This is a genomic window from Jeongeupia sp. USM3 (assembly GCF_001808185.1).
Taxonomy (GTDB): Bacteria; Pseudomonadota; Gammaproteobacteria; order Burkholderiales; family Chitinibacteraceae; genus Jeongeupia.
On sequence record NZ_CP017668.1, the window covers coordinates 347060 to 370977 of the forward strand.

Consider the following 23918-nt stretch of genomic DNA (forward strand, 5'->3'; position numbering starts at 1 on the left):
CAAAGGCGATTCACGCCTGGAGATAGACCCGTCATGACCGCCCCTCGGCAAGCCGCTTTCGTCCCTTATTCCAAAGAAATCATTGCCGATACGCGAGCTGCAGTGGGTGGTTTTGATGCCTGGCTACGCAAGCTCACCGACAATCACGTCACGCTGGACGATTTGCAAAATGTTGCTGGTGCGCTGCCGGTTGTGGGCAATCTGATCGCCGCTGGCGATCTGCTGGTTGATTTGTACGAGATTTCGCAAAAGCGGGACAAAGCGGACTTCGTCGATTGGATGGGCGTCGGCATCAATGGCATTGGTCTGATTCCAGCCCCTGGTACCGCTGCACTGCGGGTCACCATGCGTCCGGTCTTGGGTGGTGTACGCATGGCACTCATCCGCTCGGGCAAAGTGATTGGCCCGGCGCTCGTGGATACGATCGTTGCCCATATTTTGGCAAGCAAGGCACTGGCTGAAAAAGTGGAAGACGCAGTGCAGAAAATGATGACCGTGCTGCCCGGCGTGCTAAAGGATGTCGCCGATTTCGTGAGCAAAGTCATCGACCAGTTTGCCGGCTTTCTGCGGCAAATTGTGACCGGTCAGGTTGGCAAATATCGCGCGGTGCCCAAGGGGGCGGTGCCGGGCAAAGGCAGTTTCGTGCGTAACCCCCAAGTGCAGCTCAAGAGCATGTTTGGCGCGGTTTGTGCGTTCTATCGCGAAGCGGCGACCGCCGTCGCGTCCAAAGCCGCTTCGATGATGCTGAACGAAAAGGCCAAGAAAACCATCCTGGGCTTGCTCGACTACCTGACCAAATCGCTCAAGCCCATGATCGCCGGCAAGATCACGGCCCTGGCGAGCGAGACTGCAAAAGACAGTCTGATGGCGCTGCTCAAGCTGTTGCTGGCCGCCATTAAAAAGCGCTTTAGCAAAGCCAAGGCCCAAGGCGCCGCACTACCGGGCAAGCGCGGCAAGGTCGTGCACCGACAAGACCAAAAAACCATGGAGTACACCAGCAAGCAGGAGGCCGCAGCACGCAGTGCCAATAGCTGCAAATCCTGCGCGGGCGGTGCCAGCAGCGCCAACAAATCCAAGCACTCGATTGGCTACGCCTTGGGTGACGAGACGCTCTCGCATACCGATTTCGTACTGCCTGGCGTGATGCCCTTGGTCTGGCTGCGCACCTACAATTCTCGTTTGGCAATGTTTGACGATGGCGAGTTGGGCGCACGCTGGATTACGGCACAGACCACCCGCTTTGACCTGGTCGTCGAAGACGGCAGCGGCAAGTTGGTCTACCACGACGCCGAGGGTCGCACGCTCGAGTACCCAGCGCTGGAAGTCGGTGCACATCACCAGGATCGCACCGAAGGGTTGATGCTCAGCCGCGTAGCCGAAGACCTGCTGACGGTCACCCGCGGTCACGAGCTGCTCGAAGTGTATGAGCTGCATGGTCAACGCTTCCAACTGGCGCTGCTGAAAGACCGGGCCGGCAACACGTTGGCGCAAAGCTACGACGCAACGGGCCGGCTGACACGCATCGTTTTGGGCGACGGTAGCGGTGCGGTACTGGAGCGTGATGATGCCGGCCGAATCAGCCGCATTCTGTCGCTCCCCACCGACGATGCGCCGATCCCGCGGGTGCTGGCCAGTTACGTCTACGACGCCCAGGGCGACCTGGTTTCGGCAACCGACGAGAATGGCCACACCCGTGAATACCGCTATCAGCACCACCTGATTACCCGCTACACCGATCGTACGGGGCGTGGCATCAATCTGGAATGGGACGGCGTGACCGCCTCTGCTCGGGCCATTCGCGAATATGCCGATGGCGGCAGCGATGAAATCCGTCTGCGCTGGGACGACAATATCCGCCTCACCGTGGTGACCGACGCGTACGGTGGCGAAACCTGGTACTACGCCGATTTGCTGGGTTTCACCTATCGGGTGATTTACCCCGACTTCAGCGAAGAATGGTTCTTCCGAGATGATCACAAAAACCTGATCAAGCATACCCATCCCGACGGCACCAACGACCGTTACGCCTACGACGAGCGCGACAACCTGGTTGAGCACATCCGCCCCGACGGCAGCATGGTGCGGATGGTCTACGACGCGCAAGATCAGCTGATCGAGATCATCGACCCGCTGGAATACAGCTGGCGACGGCAGTACGACGACAAGGGCAATCTGGCCAAGGAAATCGACCCCAAAGGCCGCGAAACCCAGTACGCCTACAATGCGCAAGGCCTGCCGGTGCAGATCAAGGATGCCAAGGGCGGCGTCAAGCAATTGGCCTACAACGCCAGCGGCCAGCTGCTGAGCTATACCGATTGCTCCGGCAAAGCCACGAGTTGGCAATATGATGCACGCGGCCGCGTGCAGACCGCGACCGATGCGGCCGGTGGCCTCACGCAATATCACTACGGCAAGGATGGCAACCTCGCCAGTGTGCAAAACCCGGACGGCAGTTGGAGCAAGCTGGAGTACGACGCCGAGGGGCGGCTGCTTACCCACACCGATACGCTGGATCGTGCCACCCGCTACGGCTATGACAAGGCCGGCCGCATCAGTGCCCGAACCGATGCGCTGAATCAGCAGCTGGGTTACAGCTACGACAAGCTCGGCCGGCTGACCACGCTGGTGAATGAAAACGGCGACAGCTACCGCTTCGCCTATGATCCGGTCGGCCGGCTGCTGGAAGAAACCGCCTTCGACGGCATGCGCACCGCCTACCAGTACGAAACCGCCAGTGACCGGCTGCTGAGCGTGAACGAAGCCGGCCAGCAAACCGATCTCGACTACGATCATTCGGGCCGGCTGCTGCGCCGCCGTAGCGGCGCCAGCGAAGAAAGCTTCCGCTACGACCCGCTGGGGCGACTGGCCGAAGCGCGCAATCGCTACAGCACCGTGCATTTCTGGTTTGACGAAGTCGGCAGCCTCGATCGGGAAAGCCATCACTACCGGCTGTTCGGGCAAACCCGCCAGTTCGACTGGCGGCACGAATACGACGAACTCGACAACCGCATTGCTAGCGTGCGCCCGGACGGCAGCCGGGTCGACTGGCTGACCTACGGCAGCGGCCATGTCCACGGCGTGTTGTGGAATAGCAAGGAGCTTGCCAGCTTCGAGCGTGACGACCTGCACCGCGAAACCGCGCGCACGCTGGCCAACCGGCTCAGCACCACCACCGAGTACGACGCCATGGGGCGCGTCCTGCAGCAGCAGGTCAGCGGTGCCACGCAGATCAACCGCCGCTACCGTTACGACCTGGTCGACCAGTTGCTCAGCATCAGCGACAGCCGCAGCGGCGATACCAGCTACCGCTACGACCCGGTCGGTCGGCTATTGGCTGCGGTCAGTCCCCAGCATAGCGAAAGCTTCGCTTTCGACCCGGCCAGCAACGTGGTCGACCCCGGTCGTCCGCAGCAAGCCCGCAGCAGCGCCGCGACCAGCGGCAGCACGCTCCCACCGCAGGTGCCCAAGGCATTGGGCAACCTGCTCAAAGACTATGCCGGCACACACTTCGACTACGACGCGCGCGGCAATCTGATCCGAAAGCAGAACGGTGGCGAGGTCAGCCGCTTCAGCTGGGACGAGTTCAACCGACTGACAAAGGCAGAAACCGAAAAGGGCCGCGCTGAATATGCCTACGACGCGTTCGGCCGTCGTATCGGCAAGCAAACCGCCGGCGCCACCACGCTATTCCTGTGGGATGGTGACGTACTGGCGAGCGAAGATGATGGCACAACGCAACGTCATTACTTATTCGAAGCCAATTCATTCGTGCCACTGGCGCAGGTGGTGCAGCGGGACGGGCAAAAACACACTGGCTACTACCACGTTGACCACCTCGGCACGCCGCAACTCTTGACCGACGCCGCCGGCCAGATCGCCTGGAGTGCCGAATACAAGGCTTGGGGTGAGGCAAAAGAAGCAATCAGCGATGCCGCCAAGGCTGCCGGGATGCAAAACCCGCTGCGCTTCCAGGGCCAGTATGCGGACGAGGAGACCGGGCTACACTACAACCGCCATCGCTACTACGATCCGGAAGTCGGCCGGTTTGTGAGCAAGGACCCGATTGGTTTGCTGGGTGGGTTGAATACGCATGCATATGCGCCAAATCCAGTGGGATGGGTGGACCCGCGCGGCCTTGCTCCGTCGAAACCGAATGCAGGTAAAAAGTGCCAGAAATGTGATCCATGCGCTGGGAAAGATCCAGCAAAAACCGCGAAAAGCTGGCAAGGAACCGCGCCCTATAGTGGCGTTGATTCATATAGAAACACGGTGGTAAAAAAGGGGACGGTTTTACATACACTTTACCCACATGGAAATGCGCCAGGGAATTACTTGGTGAAATCAACAGAAGTCTTGAAAAACGGAAATGCTAAAGATTACAATGATGCACTGCAACTTTCTCACGAAGGCAATACACCTGGAGCACGACCGATGCGAACTAGTGTTCATGCATACGTGGTAAAAGAAGATACCTGCATGGCAGTAGGGGCCGCGAGGGCGAATCCGCATTTGGGCGCCGGCGGCGGGGTTCAATATTTCATCGAGAATGGCGACAAGGGCAATTTAATTGATACTGGAAAGATGGTTAAATTATCATGAAGCCTAATTTCATGGTTGACGACTTGGGAGTTACTCTCAATGGCCTGAGGCTTGCTGTTGTCGATTCAGGTCTCCTGAAAGAACAGTTGCGGAGAGCTGGATCTAAGGAAATGGTAAATGGAAATTATGTTTATTATTACCTCGACGTAGAGTTTCTTTCAGAGCCGTTCCTGCTCTGTTGCAGGTTTGACAAGGGAGAGATAGCGTCGATATGGTTAAAATGGTTATCCGGTAGTTGTGCCAAGCTTGGATTCGATTCCACTGAGGCGCAGCTACTTTCCGATACCAATCACATAAAAAATCGCATCCGCAAAACAAACTTATTTTCCTTGGTCGAAGAAGGATATAATTTTGCAGTTTTTTCCTTCAAGAAAGGAGTATTAAGAATTGGAGCGTCATTGCAAAATTTTGAAGTAAACATTGAAATTTTTGCAAAAAAATAATCGATATTTATTTTAGAGAAACTCAGAATTTCATTGTGACTTTGAGTCGTCATTCTTATGATCCAACAAAAATTAAGTTAATGCCGCGGTGCAGCACAAGCAGCGGGGCCAGTACAAGGTACCCTACGCCTCAATCAGCAGGGTAGATTCAAAAAACTCAACTGTCGATAGAGGGTTTTATGAGTAAATTATTTGTGCTGAGGGGTGTTTTAGCCAGTCCAAGCAAACATAACGGATGGCTATGCCTTAAAGGTATCCCTGCTCTGTTGAATTCGGAATGTTTGTTTTACGTTGCCAATCTCGAACTCAGCCCAGAGGAGGAGGTTGCTGAGTGCGAAGAGACCAAAAATCTTGGTTGGATATCCACTATTTCAAGAGGGGATATTGAAGATATTGTTGGCAATGTAGATCAGTAATTGGATGTGGCTGAGTTGAGTGATTATTTAATGGCACTAAATTACTACATTGAAAATGATGCATTCATCGAGTTTTGAACTCAGCGCCTTTGTTGCACGAGCTTGTGTCTGAGCTCCGCCGAGCCGAGCAACTGGCTGGATTGACTGCCTTGGCTGCGGCGCGAGGCGGCCGATGCTTGTCGTCGATTTACACCAATGCGGATACCACGCTCGTATGGCAGTGCGCGCAAGGCCATGTTTGGCCTGCTCGTCCCCGAAACATCCGTTCGGGGCAGTGGTGTCCACAGTGTGCGCGGGATGCTCGGAAACCGGATGTCTCCGCCTTGGCGGCGAAGCGGGGCGGATGGTGTTTGTCGGCCTACATCGATCAGCGCACGCCGCTGTTATGGCGTTGCGGCGAGGGGCACGAATGGCACACCAGGACTAGCACCATATTGCAAGGTGCCTGGTGTCCGACCTGCGCGCGCATGTCGCGGCAGCTCGGGCTCGCTGCTATGCAAGCGCTGGCGGCAGAGAGGCAAGGCCACTGTCTGTCCAGACGTTACGTCGGTAGCCAGGCCAAGCTGAAATGGCAATGTGCCCAAGGTCATCAATGGCACGCCGTGCCCAGCTCGATCCGGCAGGGGCGCTGGTGTCCGCAGTGCGGCCATGATGCCCACCTCTTGGGACTCGACCGGATGCAGCAGCTTGCCCACCAACATGGGGGCGAGTGCGTATCGACGGCTTACGTCGATGTCTGGACCCCGTTGCATTGGCGCTGCGCCAACGGACACGAGTGGATGAATCGCCCCAGGAATATCATCGCCGGCCATTGGTGCCAGATCTGTAACGGCCGGCGTCTGTCAATCGAGCAGATGCAAGCCTTGGCTCGATCGCGCGGCGGATATTGCCTGAGCGCCGTCTATGTCAACAGCGAGACCAAGCTGACTTGGTCCTGCGCCTATGGCCACGACTGGCAAGCAAGGCCATCCTTGGTCAAGCGGGGGTCATGGTGCCCGGAATGTGCGCGAGCCGGTGGCGGGCGACGGCGTAGGCCCAAGGCCGGTGTGGTGCCGATCCTATTGTGATTTCGGGCGACCAGCTAGATGCTGCGGCCGGGCTCGAAGCGCTCGCACCACGCTCAGCTTCTCGTCGATGGACCAGCGCCGTCGGCGCTCGTGGCCGAGGACTTCGACCGTTCTGTCGTTACTGTCGGTCATGAACACAACCGTATGCATATCCCTAGTTTTAAGTGGGAACAGCTGGCCGGTGTTTCAGGGGGGGCTCGCCCAGTCGATACCGATGTGCAAGCTGGGGCTGATCGCATTGCTGCTAATTTTCCACGGTAAGGATGTGCTGCTTGCTCATCAGTGATGGCGTCCTTTTTCCACGCTACTGTATCGGCGGGATACTATTCTGCATGACCGACAAGCAAATTTACCTACGTTTTCTGCGGATGGCTGAGGCGATTCGTGATCTGCCATCGTTCCCTGCGCTGGATGTCGTGGAGGAGCGCTTGCTGAATGTGTTTGCTGTAGCTTGGGGGGAACGCAGGAAAATCACGGTACTGGAGGCCATGCGCTTACTTCCAGATGTGTCTGAAAGCACGGTGCATCGCCGCCTGAAATCATTGCGCGCAAAAGGAATGCTAACTCTGATTGCGGATGCCGATGATGGCAGGACACGCTATGTAGAACCTACGTCGCTTGCCGACTCCTATTTTGAGAGGCTGGCAGCCTGCATGGAGAAGGCTCAACGTGAATAATCCGGTATCGTTTGATTGGCTTTGGCAAACCTTCCAATGAAAATACTGCATTCCGTGATCGTCGTAACTGGCGTAGCTTTGCTTTACTGGGTATTTTTCCGTTTGAATATGCTCATTGTTGCCCATCACTCGTTCTCGACAGGTACCGACTGGATTTTCCTTCCCAGCGGCCTGCGTTTACTGTTTATTCTTTTGTTTGTTGGTGAAGGTGCTATAGGTATCTGTATTGCCTCCATTTTTATCAGTTACGCCGCGTATTTTCGAGGGGATCTGGTCACTGCTTTTGGTGCCGGACTGATTTCTGGTTTCTCTCCGTTGCTTGCCCGTTTCATTTGCCTTCAGTATCGCAAACTGACCATCGGTCTCGAAGGTCTGACCGGTCATAGCCTGCTTGAAATCGCAGGTATCTTCGCGGTATTGAGCGCGGTTTTCCACCAACTCTGGTTCTATTGGCGTGGCATAAGCAGTGATTTTGCCCAGAGTGCCGTCACTATGATCATCGGGGACTTCTTGGGTACTCTTTTGATGCTCTACGCTGCTCGGCTGCTTCTCGGGCTGTGGGGGGCTCAAAAACGTTCCCGTTAGCCGTCCCCTGTTCTCCCCTCCATTACCTGATGATGACGTAGATGTCCAGTCCCGGACGATTGATCACGCGTTTATGAAATAGATCAGGCCGGTCGCGCGCCCAATCCTTCATGGCCTGAATCGGCGTGCGGTGTTGCAATGCCAATTGCGGCAAATGCTGGTTGTACAGCCAGACGTACCGCGCCAGCGTCTGCGCCAGATCCTCGCCCGACTCGAAGCGGTGCGTCGCCAGAACGTCGGCAATCCGGCCGTTGAAACGCTCGACCATACCGTTGGTTTGCGGGTGCCGCGGCTTGGTCAGGCGGTGCTCGATGCCCAGTGCGGTGCACAGCCGGTCGAATTCATGCTCACCGCTGGCCTGCTTTTGCTTGTTGAATAGCCGATCGGTGAATTCGCTGCCATTGTCGGTCAACAGCGTCTGCAGCTTGAACGGGACGGCTTTGCTCAGCGCCGCCAGGAAGGCTCTGGCTGCCGCCGCCGTCTTGTTCGGCTTGACCTGCACGAACACCCAGCGGGTGGCGCGATCAATCGCGACGAACAGGTAACGCCGGCGCGTTTCATCGGCCATTTGCGGCAGGTATTTGACGTCGACGTGAATGAAGCCCGGTGCATAATCCTTGAAGGGTTTGCTGCGCGGTGACGGTACGGCCGGTTCGAGCGCCCGCAAGCTGCCAACGCCGTGACGGCGCAGGCAGCGGTCGAGTCCGGAGCGGGAAACCGTCGGCGTGAGGAATTCGCGCACGACCACCAGCAAATCATCCAGTCCCAGTTTGAGCAGTTTGCGCAGTTCGACTGCGATGGCTTCCTGGGCTGGGGTCAGTGTCGTCTGCAAGCGGTGCGCCGTATGCGAGCGGTCCTGCACGGACTCGCGCCGCCGCCACTTGGCAATGGTGGGCGAGCTGACGTTGTAGCGCCGGGCCAGCTCGGCATCGGTGATGCTGGCCGGTGCGGCCTGGATTTCAGCGCGGACGGCGGGTGTAGTGCGGGCGCGGCGGTGCAACTGGACGATCATCGGTTGGACTCGGAAAGCGAGGTGATCAGCGTAGCCAAAGCCGAGCGAGCCAGATAGAGCTGCCAGCTTCGGGGGCTTAAATTATCGTCCGGGATGCGACACGTAGAGTCCGCTCTTCCAAACGGAGCGGTAATAGAATGCGCTACTCACCGAAGTACACTTACCCTCTTCCTCTATGACGGTGGCAGCTGCACAACTGTCACCGCATTCCAAGGTACTTTGAGCAGGGCAATCACCAGTCTAGGTATCTGTTGATACTTTCCTTGGCAGCCGTGGTTTGAAGCGCTGCATTTGACTGTACTTGGCCAGTCGCTGGGCGCTTGCTGAGGCCAGCTTGCTGTTCTACAACACTGATATAATTGTCAATTTGACAATGACCTGGGAATCAACCATCCTTTGTTAGATGCAGTTAAGGCGTTGCATCTGGTGATGTCGAAACAGGTTGAGCTTAGCTATTGCTCAAAATTGAGGTCGGGGGATACATGCAGAAGAATATAAAAATCGGGCTTGGAGTTATTGGGTTCTCATTTGCTGCGGCGTTCGGTTTGATAGCATATAAGGCATATCAGTCTGAAAGCTTCGAAAATGCAACACATCGTAAGCGCGTTGCGGTGACATTTCTGACGATGACAAACGATGTTTCTTATCGGCGAAATGCTGAAAAACTTTATCGTGCTTCGTTAATTTCGCAGGTGAATGCCGAATATGTCGCTCAGATGGATTGTGGCAGCAAAACGCCTAGCTTAATCTGTAGTGTTCGGTAAGAGAAAGGAGTGGTGATGAAGCTGAATAATATTGTCGTGGCGATTGGTACGGTAACTGTTTCCGCAATCATAATTGCAAGCGCATCTGTCGCAGAAAGAAGTGAAAGAAAAGAGGTGAGTGAGTGGAAGGAAGTTTTAGATGTTGCAAAAAAAGATCCGGATACGAATAAGTATTTTTTGCACAATATGTGCATCTATATAAACGCTAACCGCGGTGATGCTGATCCAAGTGAAGGAGCACCCCCCCAGCAGCTGCTGGATCAGTGGGATGCTAAATGTTTGGCTCAAACAGCACAGCTGAAGATCTGTGCCGATAAACGTGCTGAAACATATGTGAATAATGATTCCGGACTTTCGGGCAAGAGTGCTCGCGATCATGTTGAGGGTTTGTGTATTGCAGAATTACTGCAAGCTCAGTCCGATCTGAAGAAAGCATCTTCGGTGCCATTGGCTCAAAATAATTCGGAGTCCCGTGATGATGCAGGGTTGGCAGATCAAGATCAGCGGAGCGAACATACGGATGATCCAGTCGTAGAGAAAAAAATACAACACAAAGAATCTCCCCAACAAAGTCAGAGTAATGATGATCAGGTGGCAGTGTTCGCCAATCTGGCTGCTGAAGATTTCGAGAGATCATCTCTGCCGAAATGCAAAGTGTTGGCGGATAACATTCGTCGACTTGGACGGGAAAGTATATCTGCAGAGTTTCGCAGGCAAAAAATAGAGTTTGTTATCCGCCAAGGCCCTGAGTGTATTCCTAGGTAATGTCGCGTGAATGGATGCGCTATGGTGACGCGATTCGTTGTTGATTTTGGCGATGGGCTGATCCGGGTTACATCGGAAGTCCCGGACCATTCGGGGAGGGTTCTATTTGTTGCTAAGGGGGAATGTGAGGGCTCGTTGACTGTGATTGCTGAGGCGGTAAAGCAGGCACATTTCTTGGCATGTAGTCCAGTAACTGATCATGCAAGCCTTGTGGAGACAGAACCGTATGTGTATGTGCTATGTGACCCAACTCGTACAGAGTCTGAGGTTTTCTACGTCGGAAAGGGGGTCAACAAACGCCACCTTCAACATGCTCGCGCGGTCGCCAGGTTGGCGAGGACGCCGAGAACGTCGAAAGAAAAGAAAATTGCGGAGCTGCTTCGGCAACACTCTCGCGACTCCTTATCCCGTATTGTTTTCATGTCACCGTCGGTGGAAGCGGAATTGCAGCATGCTGTGGCGCACGCAGTTGAGTATTATTTGATCACTTCTATTTACGGTACATTTCAGCTTACGAATGAAACTAGCGGCAATGACACGCATGGAGGGTTTCGCTGGTTGGCGTTGCCGCTAACGGCAAGAAGTAGCAGAGGTTGCCTCGATAAATGGAATTCCGCATTAGATGAGTTCGTGATCTCGCCGGTCGGTTTGTCTCAGGTTATGAGAGAGCAGTTGTTGCTCGAGGAAGCAATCTACGCTTGGTCCGGGCTGCACAGTCAGTTAAAGAAATCTGGATTGCCACTTGATTTTTCGCACTTTGCGTTAGCACACCGCAAGCCCGATGTTGGCGGCTGGGTGGTTTTTGGGAGCTCGCCGGTGGCGGCGCATCTGAAACTAAGTGCTAAAACACCGGGAGTTGTAGTTAATTTGCGCCGAAGTCCGAAAGTCCAGAGTGTGGATTGCTATAAAGAAAAAATTGATAAGATAATGGGAGAGGAGAGTATAAGGAATCCCAGAGATCCGTACGTCAAAATCTGCAGGGTTTCCTCTCGCGTTGACGCAATTTTCCCTATTCATGATATCCATTCCTCGCCACATAAAGAGCCATCCCAAGAGCTGTGTGCGGCAGGATTGCCAATCCGAAATTTGTCACTGTATGTCGTGCTGAAGTGGTTGAGTGAAAAACTCGACGTTCATGAAGTGAGGGGTTTGTAGTCCCTTTGTCTTATGGGTTGCATCAACCCAATGACGCTCGTCGCACCCACGTTTATCATTTCGGTGTGGCTGAACGACTTTGTCATCGTAGATATTGGCAAGGTGAAACTACATTCGCAGGCCGGGGGCGAAACAAGGCCCGCGTGATCTTGTCTTTGTTAGTAAAAAAAGCCCCTATCCGTGAGGGCATTCAGACCGCGTCACCCTCGGGTGGCGCGTTGTTTTTGCAACGCGTTACCGCGCAGGATGATGAGCGCAATGAACGGGGTGAGGATCAGCGACAAGAGCAGCCACCCCAAAGCACTGCGACCGGTGCGCTTGGCGTAAATGGCGATGACCACGAACATCAGCAGGTAGATGATCGCCAGGAGTCCGACGAAGAGCATGGCCTACTTCCCCTTGGTGACCTGCAGCAGCAGGAAACCCAGGATCGGATCGATGCACATCGAGAGGAAGAACCAGACCAGGAAGCTGCGGCCGGAGGCTTTGGCGGTCAGGCCGACGAGGATGGACAGAACAAACCAAAAAATAAACAGGACGGGGATGGCTTTCATTTCACTCGCTCGGGTGTAAACACAGGACGACCGTGCAGCCACGCCCCCGTGATGGGGGCGTGGCTGTATCAGCGCAGGGCGTTGGGACGTGCTGCGGCGTCCTCGTTGGGGTTGAGGTCGGTTTTCTTGCCGTCCAGGTTGACCGTGATGTAGTCCCCCTTGATCTGGACCGACTGCTTCTGCGCATAGCAGGTTTTGAAGTCCCGCCATTCATCCACCTCGCCGTTGGGCGCGAACAGGTACAGCCGGTATTCCTGCTCGCAAGCCCGGCCGGCACTGCCCGAGGTCAGCACCAGCTTGGACACGCCGTAGTCCTTGATCTGGTGGATGGTCATCGTGTCCCAGCTGGCATTGGGCAGGACGTACTGCTTGTTCTTCCAGGCCACGGTCCAGTTGTTGCGCTGCTCGTCATGCTTGAACGTGACGCCGGGAACGGGTTTGAGTACCGAATCGCTGGTCTGCTCCTGCGCGTGCGCGAAGTGGGTCAGGCCCAGCGTCAGGAGACTCAGGGCGCACAGGGTTGCCAATGGGGGACGGCGGGAAGGCGTTGGGGTATTCATGGGGTCTCGCAAGTAACCGTCGATCAATGCGTGAAGCGGGCTGAGCCCGCTTCGCATCTCAGCGGGTTTTGATCAGCGGAAGGAATAGGTGAACGTGCCTTGGTCGGTGGTCAGCGCGACTTCCTTGACCTTGCACAGGTAGGCAAAGAGCTTCACGCCATCACCGAACTTGAAGGTGAGCGGCAGCGGGTAGATCCCGCCGACCTTCGTCCTGGTGCAGTTGCCACGGTTGACCGTGAAGCCGGTGAGGACGACCTTGTCGGTGACGGATTCGAGCTGAATCACCGGCACGTCCTGGACGGTCTGCAGCGAGACCTGAAACGGCGCTTCGCTGGCGCTGCATCCGCTGCTGATGGCGACGGCGCCTGCGAGCGCAAGCAATGAGAGATAAGGTTTCATGGATTTCCTCTGGTGGATGGGATGGGCAAAACCCGCTCGGTGCGGATGACGGGATCCGGGCGTTGTGAGCGACGAAGGACGATCCGGACATGAAATGGCTGTGGGGAGGCAAGGTGGCGCGGTGCGATTCGCATCACCACCAACTGAACAGCCGTCGGCCCAGCGCGGTCAGTCCGTCGACGATCAGTCCGGCGCTCTCCTTGAGAATCTCGGTCGCCGCGTGCCTGAGCGTGTCCCACAAGCCCTGTTCGGCGTCCTGACGCGCTTTTTTTGAGACGTGCTCCGTTCGGGCCTCGCGCAGCAAGCCCCAGCGCCGTTCTTTCGGCAGGGTGCGGATGATGGTCTCGATCAACTGGACCAGACCGAATCCCCAGGTCGCCGACACCGCGCAGACCTGTTCGGCCGTCACATCGAAGTGCTGGCTGACCCGCAGCACCTTGGCGCGGATGCTGCCGGCCTGTACCGGTCCGGGTTGCTGCTGTTGCCAGCTCCATTCGTGGCTGGGTTCGATCTTGTCGACCTGATTGATCACGAACAGCACCGGGATGCCGGCGCGTGCCGCATACGGCCTGACCACGTCGTTGTAGAAACGCTCGTCGATGCTCAGGGCACGGTCGTCTCCCTTGATGACCCAGAGAATCAGATCGAGCTCGGGCAGCATGTCCTCGTACATCGCCGCATACTCGGCATCCCGGGCTTGGCTCTCGCCAACACCGGGCATGTCGATCAGTGCAATGCCCTTGCCCTGGCGATACGCCAGGGTAATTTCCTGTGGTGCGCGGGTGCAGGCATCGATGGCGCTGACTTCAGTCTCTTCCTGACCGAACAGGGCATTACACAGACTGGACTTGCCGGCACCGGTCTTGCCGAGCACACCGACGACCGCCTGGTAATGCACGACTTCATGGATGCGATCGCGGATCGCCTGCAACTGCTCGGCACTGACCTGCGCCTGCGGGTGATGCAACAGCGCCAGGACCTCGGTGGCGATGTCCGGTTCGGACGGTGTTTCGTCCTGGTTGGGAGGGGACGTCATTGAAGTTCCTTGGATTCGAAATGGGGGGCTAGGCCAGCAGCGCGAACACGAAGGTGGCGATCCAGCACCAGAAGTGGATCGGGCGCTGGTTCAGCGCGCGGGCGCGTTGCCACAGATAAACCGGCACGATGAACACCTTCTTGCCGAAGCTGGCCGTATCGACCCCGGCCTGTTTCAGGCGGTGCAGGTCCCAGCAGCTCAGGCCGACATTGAGCAGCAGCGTCACGTACCAGTACTGGTTGTCACGCAAGGCCTGGGCCACTTCGGCATCGACGGTGTACTCGCTGGCAGCACGGGCACCGGCGATCATGGCCGCCAGCATCACGCCAATCAGCGGCGCAAACGCCAGGGTCCAGACGGCGGCCTGGCTGATCCGTGCGCCGGGCAATGCCGGTGGGACCTGCCTGTTCTGCAACAGGCCAGCCAGTTCGGTCTCGGCCAGCGGCATCCAGCTGCTCAGGCCCGGCGACCACACCAGGGTGTGGCCATCGAGCTGGCCTTGTTCGATCAGCGTGCGGATGGCGGTCTCGGCGACGGCGCCATGGCGTCGACCGTGTTGCTCGTAATGCCATTCGGACATGGGGTAGCTCCTTTTGAAAGTGGGGTAGCGGTGACAAAGACAGGGTGAAGACCAGGAATGATGCTGGCCTTACAGGTTGTTACTAGACTTAATAGGTTGTATTTCAACTTCGCAGCACCTTCCTGTCAACGCGTTGGAAGTCAACCATTCAGGTTGATCAGGAGGTGAGATGGACGCGATCGACGTCAAGGCCCTGCAACAGACCATCGGCAAAGCCATTGCCCGGCGCCGGCAGGCGGCCGGACTGACCCAGGAACAGGTCGCCGAACGGCTGAAGATCGGCAACGAAGCCGTGTCGCGGATCGAGCGCGGCAAAGGCATGCCGACCGTGGCGCGACTGGCCGAACTGGCGGCGATCTTCGACTGCGACATCGCAGACCTGTTGCACGAGGTCAGCCCGCGGGCGCAGGATCAGGCGCAACACCTGGACCGATTGCTCGATCGACTCACCGCACAGGACCGCGCGATGGTGGTCGATCTGGTGGAACGGCTGGCGACAGGACTGCGCCAGCGCACAACGCGATAACGTCAGCCATTGGCGGGCATTGCACCCGCCGTCGGTTCGGCCGGCTTGCCGAGCTGGGTGGTGAGCCGGGTAGAACGCACCCGTGTTCGTGGCGCCGTCGGCTTCGCCGCAACCGGTACCGAAGCAAGGGACTGATCGGCCACAGCGGTGCCAGTTGTGTTCGAAGTCCCTTCATCCTGCACCGGATAAAACTCCTCCAGCACCTGCGGCAACTCCTCGGCGCTGTCCTCGAACTGGCCGTTCTGCAGCAAAGCCCGTGCCGTCGCTTCCAGCTGCGCCGTATCGACCCCGGCCTGCTGATGCCGCAACGCTTCATCCCGGGCAAAGCACACCGCCTCGGCCAGGGTGTCGTCATCGCGCAAGGTCAGGTCGACGAAGAACACCGGCGCCCGATGCGACTGGGTCGTGCTCTTGGCCCGCAGCCGCAACATCAGCGGCAGATGCTTGGTGTTGCCACCACTGACCGCCTCGAAATACTGCAACCGTGCCGCGAGCGTCCGCACCGAGTTGTAGCCGGTGGTGCGGAAAATAAAACTCCCCAGCGCATCATTCTGTCCCTCGACCTGGACGTTCAGCCGACCATACAGCTTGCAGCCCATCGCCTTGGCGAACGGGCAGTGCTCCGGTGTCGAGCAGGCGACGTCATCGATCCCGTCCGCCGTGACCCGGCGTGCAGTTTCGCCATTGCCAACGCACAACGGCCGACCGTTACTGCGATCGAACGCACTGAACTCCGCCCGCAGATTCAGCGCACTGTCGTTGAACAACAGCCGCACCGGAATCGCCCGCAGCTTCCGGTTCGGACTGGCCTCGGCCAAGGGCTGGTGCAACGGATGCAACACCCAGCCTTCGCGGGTCTGCACCTGCGTCGTCAGCGTGAAACCGTCGTCCTTCTCCGGCAGCCATTTGCCGTTCTTCTCGACCAGATGGCCGATGCTGATCCGGCCAATCACCGGCGGGGTAATCGCGAGCCCTTTGATCATCACAATCTCCATAAACGAAAAACCCGGCTCAAGGCCGGGTAGGTTGGATCAGAAAACGCCGGGTTCCGGCGATCGGTTTGCTGTATTGCTGTAACAGCTCGGGATGCTCGGCAGACAATCGTTCGATGTCTGCAGCAACGCGATCCTTGCTGCGCTTCCAGCTCACCCGGCCGGCACTGAACAACGCCCCGGTGGCCGAACCCAGCACATGCTGGATGCGCTGTCGAATCAACGCCTCACTGGCCTCGACATCCTCCCGGCGTTGCTTCAACTGCAACAGCGTCGCGAACATGTCGTTGAATTCCGGAGAATCCGACAGATCGACCACCTGGCCGTCGTCGTGCGGGAACAGCCACTGCAAGGCCGAACCCGCATCGGCCGAGCCATCGGGCGAAGGCTGGGTATCCGATTCAACGCAAGACCAGAACGAAGCTTCACGCTGGATCAGATCGGTAATCCGGTCCTCATCCCGCTCCACCCGATAAATCCGGAAATCCTGCCCGCCGATCAGTACCGCCACATCGGCCCAGGCATGCCCGGTCACCGCCAACTGATGCAAGACCTGGCACTGGTACGCCACCGGAATGCCGTCCTCCCACTGCGGCGCACTGTGATACCCGGCGGTCTTGATCTCCAGAATCCCCGCGCCGTCCGGTCCGGCGACCACGGCCCGATCCAGATTGGCCAGCATGAAACGGTGTTCCGGATGCTGCAGCACCGCATTCACCCGCCGCACCCGTGCCCCGGTGCGCTCGGCATAAACGTTCGCCAACACCGGTTCCAGTACCTGCCCCCAGATCACCGCCTCCTTCAAAGACAGATCGTCCGGCGCCTTGCGCCGGGTCTTCTCCAGCCACAAGGACAACGCACTCTTGTACGGCGACAGTCCGACAGCTGCAGCGGCATCGGAAGACCCGATCCCGCGCAACCGCCACTGCAACCACGCTTCCCGGTCGAGCCCGACCGTCGATGCCAGCCGCAAGGCCTGGCCTGATGAACGACACATGACACCTCCTGGACGTCATAAAGGCAGAAACGACAACGCCCACCCGGCAGAAGCCGAGCGGGCGTTGTGGATCTGCAGTTGAAAAAGGGAAGAGAACTGAAGCAACCTGAAGCAACCTGGTTGAGGGGTTCTTTGTTGTCTGGATAAACGGTTATTTACTACATGTTGTTGTTGATTTTTATTTCCCTACTACCTATTGTGTTTTTTGTGGTGCGAGCGTTGGGCCCGTACCGCAAATCGAGCAACTTTGTAGAAAGGACTAACCATGGCTGGAAAGAACCAACATGTCGTTCCGCATCCGGACGGATGGGCCGTTAAGGGAGAAGGAAACGGGAAGGCGACTTCCGTGCACGACACGCAGCAGCAGGCAATCGATGCGGGGCGGAGCATTGCTCGCAATCAGCAGTCCGAACTCGTTATTCACCGCCCGGATGGCCGTATCCGTGACAAGGACAGCCACGGTAAAGACCCTTTCCCTCCGAAAGGCTAACGGGCCGATTATTCGCTTCCTGGATCGGCACTGGGGCAAATCGGCCTCCGTGTCGACTTATGGGACGCTGATCACTCGTTACTTCGGCGCCATCCGCTCGATCACCTCGGTGGCAATCCCCTCGAACGCATTGACGCAGGCGACGATGCGACGGGCATCGGCCGCCATTGCATTCACCGGGATCGACTTCGGCGATGACCTGGCCGGGAATCGGCTTGATCAGCAGGCCGACGCCGGGATGGTCAGACTGGCTCACATGCCAAGGCTCCGGGGTATGGTCGAAGGTGCTCATGCCGTCAGACCCATCGCTTGCGCCAACGCCCGTTGCTTGAGCTGTGCCCCCTGACCGAACCAGGCCGAATCGAGTCGGTGATCCTGCGAACGGGCACGCCGCTGGTGGTCGACGTACTCGGTCACTGCATTGAGCAAGCCCCAGGCTGTACCGCGTGATCCAGGCAACAACGAACCCATGCCGGCACCGCTGTAGAGCGCGGTGAGCTGCTGCATCGCCTTGGACGCCGGTACCCCGGCAACATCGTGGACTTGCTCATCCAGCAGTTCGCCGAAGAACGACGTCGCCTCGATCGCCGACACCGGCCGTTGCGCCAGTTGCTTGATGTTGCCGATAAAGGCCTCCCAGCCCGACAGCCCCAGCCCCAAGGCTTCCTTGACCGAAGCCGGATCGAACTTGGTCGAGTGCGGCACCTTCACCGCACCGGAGCGATCGCCGACGGCCATCTGCAGCGTGTTGTTGCAGACCACCCGCACCGAGGTGAACTGCGCCGTCGTGCACAAGGTGCCATCGCAGCTGGTCGCCAGCAGCAGATAGGCCTTTACCTTGTCGCCACCACGGATCAATGCATCCTGACCGGTGCGGGCCAAGGCCCACAGCTTGCGCCCGCCCTTCAGTACCCCAGCGGTCTCGAGCTCGAACCCGCCTGCGGCCACCAGGTCGTTATAGAAGTGCAGCACCTCGGCCGGCTGCACCACCTGATAGCGCTTCGATACCACCGACAGCGGCGCCAGCGTGTCCGAGCGGTACAACACCTTCGAATCGGCATGCGTACGGATGTGCATGCCATCGCTGGCCACGTTGAACAGCACATCGCTCTGATCGATCGACCAGTCCATGCCGGCTTCGCGCTGCCAGACCTCAATGGGTTGATGGGCCGACAACTGATTGCCTAAACCATGCCACGGCGCTTCGCGAACGAAAGCCATGGATTCGACGAGATGGGACATGAGGGGCTCCAGAAAGCAAAAACCCCGGCACAGGGCCGGGGTTGGATGAAGGGGAGCAGGGCAATCAGCACCACTGCAGGTAGGGCAAGGCTCGCTGATCGCGAGTCCTTGGTTGCTCTTCTTGGGTGATATATGGCTGAAATTTTCTAGAGTTACTGTCGCAACGAAGATTGCTAGGTCAGAAGTGCGGGCTGTTTATCCGTCGATTTGCGCTAGCTGGGGTAGTGAGATCAGGGGCGTGGGGAGCGGAACGATGTCCGGGATTGTCCAGAACAGTCCGAGTGCAGCCACCTCTATGTGGCATGCTGGATGGCATACCAAGAATAATAGACAAAGAAAAAGCCCTGAATAATCAGGGCCTTAGCTTAGTATTTTGGCGGAGAGACGGGGATTCGAACCCCGGATAGGCTATTAACCTATACACGCTTTCCAGGCGTGCGACTTAAACCACTCATCCATCTCTCCGCGATGGGAGGCCGAATAGTACCGAAGCGAAGCGTTGCTGACAAGGCGTGCCGTGCATTTTACGCCGTTGAGCTGGCCGGCTTTGCCGCGCTCAGGTTGAGCAGCCAGTAGCCGGTGCCGCCGATCAGCAGCGCCGGTACCGAGGCCATCATGCCGGGCAGCAGCTGCACGGTCAGGTGATAGGCGACGATGCCGAGCGACCAGGCGAGCAGGCCGCGGATGTGCCAGCCACCGCAGTACCAGTAGGCGCCACCGGTCCGGGCAATGGCCGGGAGGTCGATCTGCCGGCGCCGGACGATGAAATGGTCGACGAGCACGACGCCAAACAGCGGTGCGAACAGCGAGCCGATCAGCAGCAGGAAGCTCTCGAAGCGCGCGAACGGTACGAACAGGGCGATGGCCGTGCACAGCACGCCAAAGGCAAGTGCGGCGTACTCGACCCGGGCCGGTACCAGCGTGCACGCCGACACGGCGGCCGAGTGGATGTCGGCAAAGGCCTTTTCGCTTTCGTCGAGCAGGATCAGCAGCAGCGCGAGCCCGCCGCCGGACGCGGCCAGTGCGAACAGCAGCGCGTTGTCGCCGCCCTGTTGGGCGAAGGCAAGCGTGTAGGCCGCGCCCAGACTGCAGAACCACAGGTTGCCGATCAGATAGCCGGCCAGCGTGCCGCGGAAGGCGGCGCCGGGTTGCCGTGCAAAGCGGGTGTAATCGGCGACCAGCGGCAGCCACGACAGCGGCATCGCAATGACGAGGTCGATACCGGTGCCGAGGCCGAGTGCGCCGGTGCCCGGGCGGCTGAACAGTTCGGCGACGTCGTAGGCGGCAAACAGGTGCCAGGTCAGCCATGCGGCGGCTGCGAGCAGCAGCCAGATACCCCAGCGTCGCAGCACCCGGCGGACGAAGCCGAGCGGGCCGAAGACGGCGATCAGTGTCGAGATGCCGCCGAACAGCAGGGTCCACAGCACGGGGTTCTGCCACAGCGCCGATCCGGTACCGGCACGCTGGATCAGTGCGCCGGCGGCGTCGCGCATCACGACGATTTCGAACGCACCCCAGCCGATCAGCTGGATCAGGTTGCAGATTGCCGGCAGGCTGGCGCCGCGCAGGCCCAGTGTCGGCCGCAGCGCCGACATCGTTGCCAGCCCGGTATCTGCGCCAATCACGGCCACCGAAGCAAGGCAGGCCACGCCGATCGCGCTGCCGATGGTGATGGCGATCAATGCCGAGCCGAAGCCCAGTCCGGGTACCAGCAGTGCGCCGGTCTGCAGCACCATCAGGCCGATGGCCAGCGAAAACCACAGCGACATCACGTCGCGGGCGGAAAAGACGCGCCGCTCCAGCGGAACGGGGACGCGCGGGTCGTAGGTACCGGTCGGCTTCATGTTTCGTTCTCCTCGGAAGGCTGGCATTGTCGCCGCGGCCGCGCTCGCGGGCAATGAAAAAGCCCCGCCGGGGCGGGGCTGGATCAAGGTCGTTGCCGGTTCAGAGGAAGGCCATCGCCGCCGTGGCGACCACGCCGCCGGTGACGCCGATGATGGTTTCCATCACCGTCCATGTCTGCAGCGTCTGCTTCTCGGTCATGCCGAGGTAGCGGTTGGCGAGCCAGAAGCCCGAGTCGTTGACGTGCGACAGCACGACCGCACCGCCGCCAATGGCGATCGTCACCGCGGCGAGCTGCGCGCCGTTCAGGTTCATGTGTTCGATCATCGGCAGGATCAGGCCGCAGGCGGTCAGCATGGCGACGGTGGCCGAGCCCTGGATCACGCGGACCGCGGCGGCAAGGGTGAATGCCAGGATCGTCACCGGCAGGCCGGCGCCGGCAAGCATGTTGCCGAGTGCGCCGCCGACGCCAGAGTCGACCAGTACCTGCTTGAACACGCCGCCGGCGCCGGTCACGAGGATGATGATGCCGGCCGGTTCGAGCGCGGCCGAACAGATCTTCATGATCGACTCGCGGCTCATGCCCCGCTTGACGCCGAGCAGGTAGAACGCCGACAGGCAGGCGAGCAGGATCGCGGTGAACGGATGGCCGACGAACTGCAGCCAGTTGTAGGCCGTTGAATCGACTTCGACAAAGCGCGCGGCGATCGTCTTCAGTCCGACCAGCAGCAGCGGCAGAACCACCAGACCCAGTGCGAGGCCGAACGACGGCAGCTCGCCCTTGTTCTCGCCGAGGTGGCTTTCCTGTGCATGCGCCGGCAGCGGCACGTCGACGTACTTCGATACGAAGCTGCCGTAGATCGGGCCGGCCAGAATCATCGCTGGAATCGCCGCAGCAAGGCCGAGCAGGATCATCCAGCCGAAATCGGCGTTGAGTTGCGAGGCGACCAGGATCGGCGGCGGCGCCGGGATCAGGAATGCCTGGCAGGCGGCGATGCCGGCGAACAGTGCGACGCCCAGTTTGACGACACTGCCGCCGCCGCGGCGGACCAGAGCGAACACCACGCCGATCAGCAGCACGACGGCAACGTCGAAGAACAGCGGCAGCGCGCAGACGAGGCCGGTGACGGAGACGGCCCAATGCGCGCGCTTCTCGCCAAACTTGCCCAGCAGCGTCAGCGCGATCCGGTCGAGCGCGCCGGTGGCTTCCATCATCTTGCCGAACATCGCGCCGAGCGCGACGACGGTGGCGACGAAGCCGAGCGTGCCGCCCATGCCTTTCTGGATGGTGTCGGCGATCTTGGCGGGGTTCATGCCGGCAGCGATGCCGGCCACCATCGAAACGAGGATCAGCGCAACCAGTGCATGCAACCTGACTTTCATTACCAGCACCAGCAGCAGGACGATGGACCCCGCCGCGGTGAATATCAGCGTGAAATCTGACATGGATCGACTCCGTTTGAGTTTTTGGACTTGCGTGCTTGTTTTTTGATTTGTTACCGGTAACATCGTATCAACAAGCCAGAACCGATGCCTATTGCGGTAAACCGAAATGTGATGCGGGTCTGCGCTAGCGCAAATTTCGCCGGTGACGGGCGAGCCGTTCCGAATACAACAAGGAGTACGACCGATGTCCGGGAAGAGTTATGTGGTGATGGGGGTGTCGAGCAGCGGCAAGTCGAGCATTGGTGCCGCGCTGGCGCAGCGGCTGGGCGCCAAGTTCATCGATGGCGACGATCTGCATCCGCGTGCCAACATCGTCAAGATGGGCGGCGGCACGCCGCTGGACGACGACGACCGTGCGCCGTGGCTCGAGCGGATCAACGACGCGGTGTTCAGTGTCGATCGCAAGAACGAAACCGCCGTGATCGTCTGCTCGGCGCTGAAGAAGGCCTATCGCGACCGCATCCGCAAGGACAACGACAAGCTGACCTTCGTGTTCATGGAGGGCAGCTACGCGCTGATTCTCGAGCGCATGAAGGCGCGGCAGGGGCATTTCCAGAAGGCCGGCATGCTGCAGAGCCAGTTCGACGCGCTCGAAGCGCCCGGTGACGACGAGCCGGACGTGATTCACGTCTCGGTTGACGGCGACTTCGACACCGTACTGGCGCGCACGCTGGCGGCGGTGCAGGCCGGTCAGTAGCAGGTTCTAGGTTTGGGCGACGCTGCCGCCGAGCGACAGCGTGTAGCCGAGGTCGACCACCCGGTCCGGATAATCGCGGCCGCCGAGGCGGCCGAGCAGGCGTTCGGCCGCGACCCGGCCGATGGCCTCCCGTGGCGTGATCACGCTGGCCAGCGGTGGCGACAGTGCCTGGCCGATGTCGAGTGCGTTGTAGCCCGCGACGGCGACGTCGCCCGGCACGACGAGGCCGCGTCGCTGACAGGCAAGCTGTGCGCCGGCGGCGATGTCGTCGTTGGTGCAGAACAGCCCGTCGAGGCCGGGCACCTCGGCCAGCGCCTGCTCGGCCAGCGCCGCGCCGAGCGTGAACGTCGATGGTGCCTCGGTTTCGACAATGTGTGCCGGCAGTCCGGCCGTGGCCAGTGCCTGGCGGTAGCCGGCAATACGCTGGCGCGTACGGCTGTCGAGCCGGGCGGCAAGGTAGGCAATGCGGCGCTTGCCGCTGGCGATCATCGCCTCGGTCATCGCCTGTGCCGCGGCAACGTGGTCGAGGCCGACGGCGAGGTCGATCGGCTCGGCCGGCGTTTCCATTACCTCGACAACCGGGATGCCGGCGGTGCGGATCATCCGCAGCGTGCGCTCGGTATGCCGCGTCTCGGACAGGATCAACCCGTCGACATGAAACGACAGCAGCGTGGCGATCCGTGCTTCCTCGATGCGTTCGTCGTAGCCGAAGTGCGCATACAGCGTCTGGTAGCCGGCCGGCTCGGTCACCGATTCGACACCGCGGATCAGCGCCGAGAACACCTGGTTGGACACCGACGGCAGCAGCACGCCGATCGCATGGCTGCGCGCCTTCGACAGGATGTCCGGCGCACGGCTCGGAATGTAGCCTAGCGTTTCCACCGCCTGCTGGATCGCATCGCGCAGAGCGACCGACACCTGGTTCGGGTCGCGCAGGTAGCGGCTGACGGTCATCTTGGTGACGCCGACGAGGGCGGCAACGTCCTGCAGGGTGGGGCGCTTGGCGGGCTTCATCGGCTTGTCCGTGGGCGAACGATGGATGTTACACGTAACATTGTCGGCTTGCGAAATGGC

The 23918-nt window shown here is 59.2% G+C and carries 24 protein-coding genes and 1 tRNA gene; 11 read left to right on the top strand and 14 right to left on the bottom strand.

Features of this window, described 5'->3' with window-relative positions; translation table 11 throughout:
- The first annotated feature begins 33 nt into the window (after positions 1-33).
- The 5 genes from BJP62_RS01610 to BJP62_RS01620 all read left to right on the top strand — a co-directional run bounded on the left by BJP62_RS01610 (position 34) and on the right by BJP62_RS01620 (position 7787).
- Entirely contained in the window at positions 34-4599 is a 4566-nt protein-coding gene (locus BJP62_RS01610) for an RHS repeat-associated core domain-containing protein (protein ID WP_083300630.1), read from the top strand.
- Positions 4596-5042, top strand: a complete 447-nt coding sequence (locus BJP62_RS18220) for a hypothetical protein (RefSeq protein ID WP_145927063.1) — start codon at positions 4596-4598, stop codon at positions 5040-5042. The genes BJP62_RS01610 and BJP62_RS18220 overlap by 4 nt, the downstream gene beginning before the upstream one ends.
- A gap of 179 nt (positions 5043-5221) precedes the next feature.
- Positions 5222-5458, top strand: coding sequence for a hypothetical protein (locus BJP62_RS18225; protein ID WP_145927064.1), 237 nt, complete (start codon positions 5222-5224; stop codon positions 5456-5458).
- Positions 5459-6857: 1399 nt separating this feature from the next.
- The gene (locus BJP62_RS01615; RefSeq protein ID WP_070532158.1) at positions 6858-7202 is read left to right on the top strand and encodes a hypothetical protein; all 345 of its coding nucleotides are present in this window, start codon (positions 6858-6860) and stop codon (positions 7200-7202) included.
- 36 nt (positions 7203-7238) lie between these two features.
- Entirely contained in the window at positions 7239-7787 is a 549-nt protein-coding gene (locus tag BJP62_RS01620) for a hypothetical protein (RefSeq protein WP_070525845.1), read from the top strand.
- A gap of 22 nt (positions 7788-7809) precedes the next feature.
- On the opposite strand, the gene BJP62_RS01625 is transcribed toward BJP62_RS01620, so the two are convergent.
- A complete protein-coding gene (locus BJP62_RS01625; RefSeq protein WP_070525847.1) occupies positions 7810-8799 on the bottom strand; it encodes an IS481 family transposase in 990 nt (329 codons plus the stop codon).
- Positions 8800-9281: 482 nt separating this feature from the next.
- On the opposite strand from BJP62_RS01625, the gene BJP62_RS18230 reads away from it, so the two are divergent.
- The 3 genes from BJP62_RS18230 to BJP62_RS18240 are packed head-to-tail and all read left to right on the top strand — an operon-like array spanning position 9282 to position 11483.
- Positions 9282-9563, top strand: a complete 282-nt coding sequence (locus tag BJP62_RS18230; protein ID WP_145927065.1) for a hypothetical protein — start codon at positions 9282-9284, stop codon at positions 9561-9563.
- Between the two features lie 15 nt (positions 9564-9578).
- Entirely contained in the window at positions 9579-10328 is a 750-nt protein-coding gene (locus BJP62_RS18235; RefSeq protein ID WP_145927066.1) for a hypothetical protein, read from the top strand.
- 21 nt (positions 10329-10349) lie between these two features.
- On the top strand, positions 10350-11483 hold the full coding sequence (locus BJP62_RS18240; RefSeq protein ID WP_145927067.1) for a hypothetical protein: 1134 nt from the start codon (positions 10350-10352) through the stop codon (positions 11481-11483).
- A 200-nt stretch (positions 11484-11683) separates the two neighbouring features.
- Here BJP62_RS18240 and BJP62_RS01635 read toward each other — a convergent pair whose 3' ends face one another.
- The 6 genes from BJP62_RS01635 to BJP62_RS01655 form a co-directional block, all read right to left on the bottom strand.
- A complete protein-coding gene (locus BJP62_RS01635; RefSeq protein WP_070525851.1) occupies positions 11684-11869 on the bottom strand; it encodes a hypothetical protein in 186 nt (61 codons plus the stop codon).
- 3 nt (positions 11870-11872) lie between these two features.
- Positions 11873-12037 (bottom strand): hypothetical protein, encoded by a 165-nt coding sequence (locus BJP62_RS18590; RefSeq protein WP_168163761.1) that lies wholly within the window; start codon positions 12035-12037, stop codon positions 11873-11875.
- Between the two features lie 68 nt (positions 12038-12105).
- A complete protein-coding gene (locus BJP62_RS01640) occupies positions 12106-12564 on the bottom strand; it encodes a hypothetical protein (protein ID WP_070525853.1) in 459 nt (152 codons plus the stop codon).
- Positions 12565-12669: 105 nt separating this feature from the next.
- Positions 12670-12996 (bottom strand): hypothetical protein, encoded by a 327-nt coding sequence (locus BJP62_RS01645; protein WP_145927068.1) that lies wholly within the window; start codon positions 12994-12996, stop codon positions 12670-12672.
- A 133-nt stretch (positions 12997-13129) separates the two neighbouring features.
- Positions 13130-14032: a GTPase family protein gene (locus BJP62_RS01650; protein ID WP_083300632.1), complete on the bottom strand. Its 903-nt coding sequence runs from the start codon at positions 14030-14032 to the stop codon at positions 13130-13132.
- Between the two features lie 28 nt (positions 14033-14060).
- Positions 14061-14612, bottom strand: a complete 552-nt coding sequence (locus BJP62_RS01655) for a DUF4339 domain-containing protein (RefSeq protein ID WP_070525857.1) — start codon at positions 14610-14612, stop codon at positions 14061-14063.
- Between the two features lie 169 nt (positions 14613-14781).
- On the opposite strand from BJP62_RS01655, the gene BJP62_RS01660 reads away from it, so the two are divergent.
- On the top strand, positions 14782-15138 hold the full coding sequence (locus tag BJP62_RS01660; protein WP_070525859.1) for a helix-turn-helix domain-containing protein: 357 nt from the start codon (positions 14782-14784) through the stop codon (positions 15136-15138).
- A 2-nt stretch (positions 15139-15140) separates the two neighbouring features.
- On the opposite strand, the gene BJP62_RS01665 is transcribed toward BJP62_RS01660, so the two are convergent.
- Positions 15141-16121 carry a hypothetical protein gene (locus BJP62_RS01665; RefSeq protein ID WP_070525861.1) on the bottom strand — a complete coding sequence of 327 codons (981 nt, stop codon included), beginning with the start codon at positions 16119-16121 and terminating at the stop codon, positions 15141-15143.
- 28 nt (positions 16122-16149) lie between these two features.
- On the bottom strand, positions 16150-17127 hold the full coding sequence (locus BJP62_RS01670; RefSeq protein ID WP_070525863.1) for a YqaJ viral recombinase family protein: 978 nt from the start codon (positions 17125-17127) through the stop codon (positions 16150-16152).
- Between the two features lie 265 nt (positions 17128-17392).
- Between BJP62_RS01670 and BJP62_RS17805 the strand changes: the two genes are divergently transcribed.
- Positions 17393-17617 (top strand): DUF2188 domain-containing protein, encoded by a 225-nt coding sequence (locus BJP62_RS17805; protein WP_083300633.1) that lies wholly within the window; start codon positions 17393-17395, stop codon positions 17615-17617.
- 288 nt (positions 17618-17905) lie between these two features.
- Here the strand turns inward: BJP62_RS17805 and BJP62_RS01675 are convergent, their stop codons facing one another.
- From BJP62_RS01675 to gntU, 4 genes are all read right to left on the bottom strand, one after another.
- Positions 17906-18859, bottom strand: a complete 954-nt coding sequence (locus BJP62_RS01675; RefSeq protein ID WP_070525865.1) for a DUF932 domain-containing protein — start codon at positions 18857-18859, stop codon at positions 17906-17908.
- Between the two features lie 374 nt (positions 18860-19233).
- Positions 19234-19324 (bottom strand) — tRNA-Ser (locus tag BJP62_RS01680).
- 59 nt (positions 19325-19383) lie between these two features.
- Positions 19384-20703, bottom strand: coding sequence for a putative hydroxymethylpyrimidine transporter CytX (gene cytX / locus BJP62_RS01685; protein WP_070525867.1), 1320 nt, complete (start codon positions 20701-20703; stop codon positions 19384-19386).
- Between the two features lie 100 nt (positions 20704-20803).
- Positions 20804-22147: a gluconate transporter gene (gntU, locus tag BJP62_RS01690; protein ID WP_070525869.1), complete on the bottom strand. Its 1344-nt coding sequence runs from the start codon at positions 22145-22147 to the stop codon at positions 20804-20806.
- 184 nt (positions 22148-22331) lie between these two features.
- Here gntU and BJP62_RS01695 point away from each other — a divergent pair, with 184 nt between their 5' ends.
- Positions 22332-22844 (top strand): gluconokinase, encoded by a 513-nt coding sequence (locus BJP62_RS01695; protein WP_070525870.1) that lies wholly within the window; start codon positions 22332-22334, stop codon positions 22842-22844.
- Between the two features lie 6 nt (positions 22845-22850).
- Here the strand turns inward: BJP62_RS01695 and BJP62_RS01700 are convergent, their stop codons facing one another.
- On the bottom strand, positions 22851-23858 hold the full coding sequence (locus BJP62_RS01700) for a substrate-binding domain-containing protein (protein ID WP_070525872.1): 1008 nt from the start codon (positions 23856-23858) through the stop codon (positions 22851-22853).
- Between the last annotated feature and the right edge of the window lie 60 nt (positions 23859-23918).

Excerpts from the sequence above, each read along its gene's own strand:
- BJP62_RS01610 (WP_083300630.1), top strand. The coding sequence starts at position 34 with ATGACCGCCCCTCGGCAAGCCGCTTTCGTCCCTTATTCCAAAGAAATC.
- BJP62_RS18220 (WP_145927063.1), top strand. The coding sequence starts at position 4,596 with ATGAAGCCTAATTTCATGGTTGACGACTTGGGAGTTACTCTCAATGGC.
- BJP62_RS18225 (WP_145927064.1), top strand. The coding sequence starts at position 5,222 with ATGAGTAAATTATTTGTGCTGAGGGGTGTTTTAGCCAGTCCAAGCAAA.
- BJP62_RS01615 (WP_070532158.1), top strand. The coding sequence starts at position 6,858 with ATGACCGACAAGCAAATTTACCTACGTTTTCTGCGGATGGCTGAGGCG.
- BJP62_RS01620 (WP_070525845.1), top strand. The coding sequence starts at position 7,239 with ATGAAAATACTGCATTCCGTGATCGTCGTAACTGGCGTAGCTTTGCTT.
- BJP62_RS01625 (WP_070525847.1), bottom strand. The coding sequence starts at position 8,799 with ATGATCGTCCAGTTGCACCGCCGCGCCCGCACTACACCCGCCGTCCGC.
- BJP62_RS18230 (WP_145927065.1), top strand. The coding sequence starts at position 9,282 with ATGCAGAAGAATATAAAAATCGGGCTTGGAGTTATTGGGTTCTCATTT.
- BJP62_RS18235 (WP_145927066.1), top strand. The coding sequence starts at position 9,579 with ATGAAGCTGAATAATATTGTCGTGGCGATTGGTACGGTAACTGTTTCC.
- BJP62_RS18240 (WP_145927067.1), top strand. The coding sequence starts at position 10,350 with ATGGTGACGCGATTCGTTGTTGATTTTGGCGATGGGCTGATCCGGGTT.
- BJP62_RS01635 (WP_070525851.1), bottom strand. The coding sequence starts at position 11,869 with ATGCTCTTCGTCGGACTCCTGGCGATCATCTACCTGCTGATGTTCGTG.
- BJP62_RS18590 (WP_168163761.1), bottom strand. The coding sequence starts at position 12,037 with ATGAAAGCCATCCCCGTCCTGTTTATTTTTTGGTTTGTTCTGTCCATC.
- BJP62_RS01645 (WP_145927068.1), bottom strand. The coding sequence starts at position 12,996 with ATGAAACCTTATCTCTCATTGCTTGCGCTCGCAGGCGCCGTCGCCATC.
- BJP62_RS01650 (WP_083300632.1), bottom strand. The coding sequence starts at position 14,032 with ATGACGTCCCCTCCCAACCAGGACGAAACACCGTCCGAACCGGACATC.
- BJP62_RS01655 (WP_070525857.1), bottom strand. The coding sequence starts at position 14,612 with ATGTCCGAATGGCATTACGAGCAACACGGTCGACGCCATGGCGCCGTC.
- BJP62_RS01660 (WP_070525859.1), top strand. The coding sequence starts at position 14,782 with ATGGACGCGATCGACGTCAAGGCCCTGCAACAGACCATCGGCAAAGCC.
- BJP62_RS01665 (WP_070525861.1), bottom strand. The coding sequence starts at position 16,121 with ATGATCAAAGGGCTCGCGATTACCCCGCCGGTGATTGGCCGGATCAGC.
- BJP62_RS01670 (WP_070525863.1), bottom strand. The coding sequence starts at position 17,127 with ATGTGTCGTTCATCAGGCCAGGCCTTGCGGCTGGCATCGACGGTCGGG.
- BJP62_RS17805 (WP_083300633.1), top strand. The coding sequence starts at position 17,393 with ATGGCTGGAAAGAACCAACATGTCGTTCCGCATCCGGACGGATGGGCC.
- BJP62_RS01675 (WP_070525865.1), bottom strand. The coding sequence starts at position 18,859 with ATGTCCCATCTCGTCGAATCCATGGCTTTCGTTCGCGAAGCGCCGTGG.
- cytX (WP_070525867.1), bottom strand. The coding sequence starts at position 20,703 with ATGAAGCCGACCGGTACCTACGACCCGCGCGTCCCCGTTCCGCTGGAG.
- gntU (WP_070525869.1), bottom strand. The coding sequence starts at position 22,147 with ATGTCAGATTTCACGCTGATATTCACCGCGGCGGGGTCCATCGTCCTG.
- BJP62_RS01695 (WP_070525870.1), top strand. The coding sequence starts at position 22,332 with ATGTCCGGGAAGAGTTATGTGGTGATGGGGGTGTCGAGCAGCGGCAAG.
- BJP62_RS01700 (WP_070525872.1), bottom strand. The coding sequence starts at position 23,858 with ATGAAGCCCGCCAAGCGCCCCACCCTGCAGGACGTTGCCGCCCTCGTC.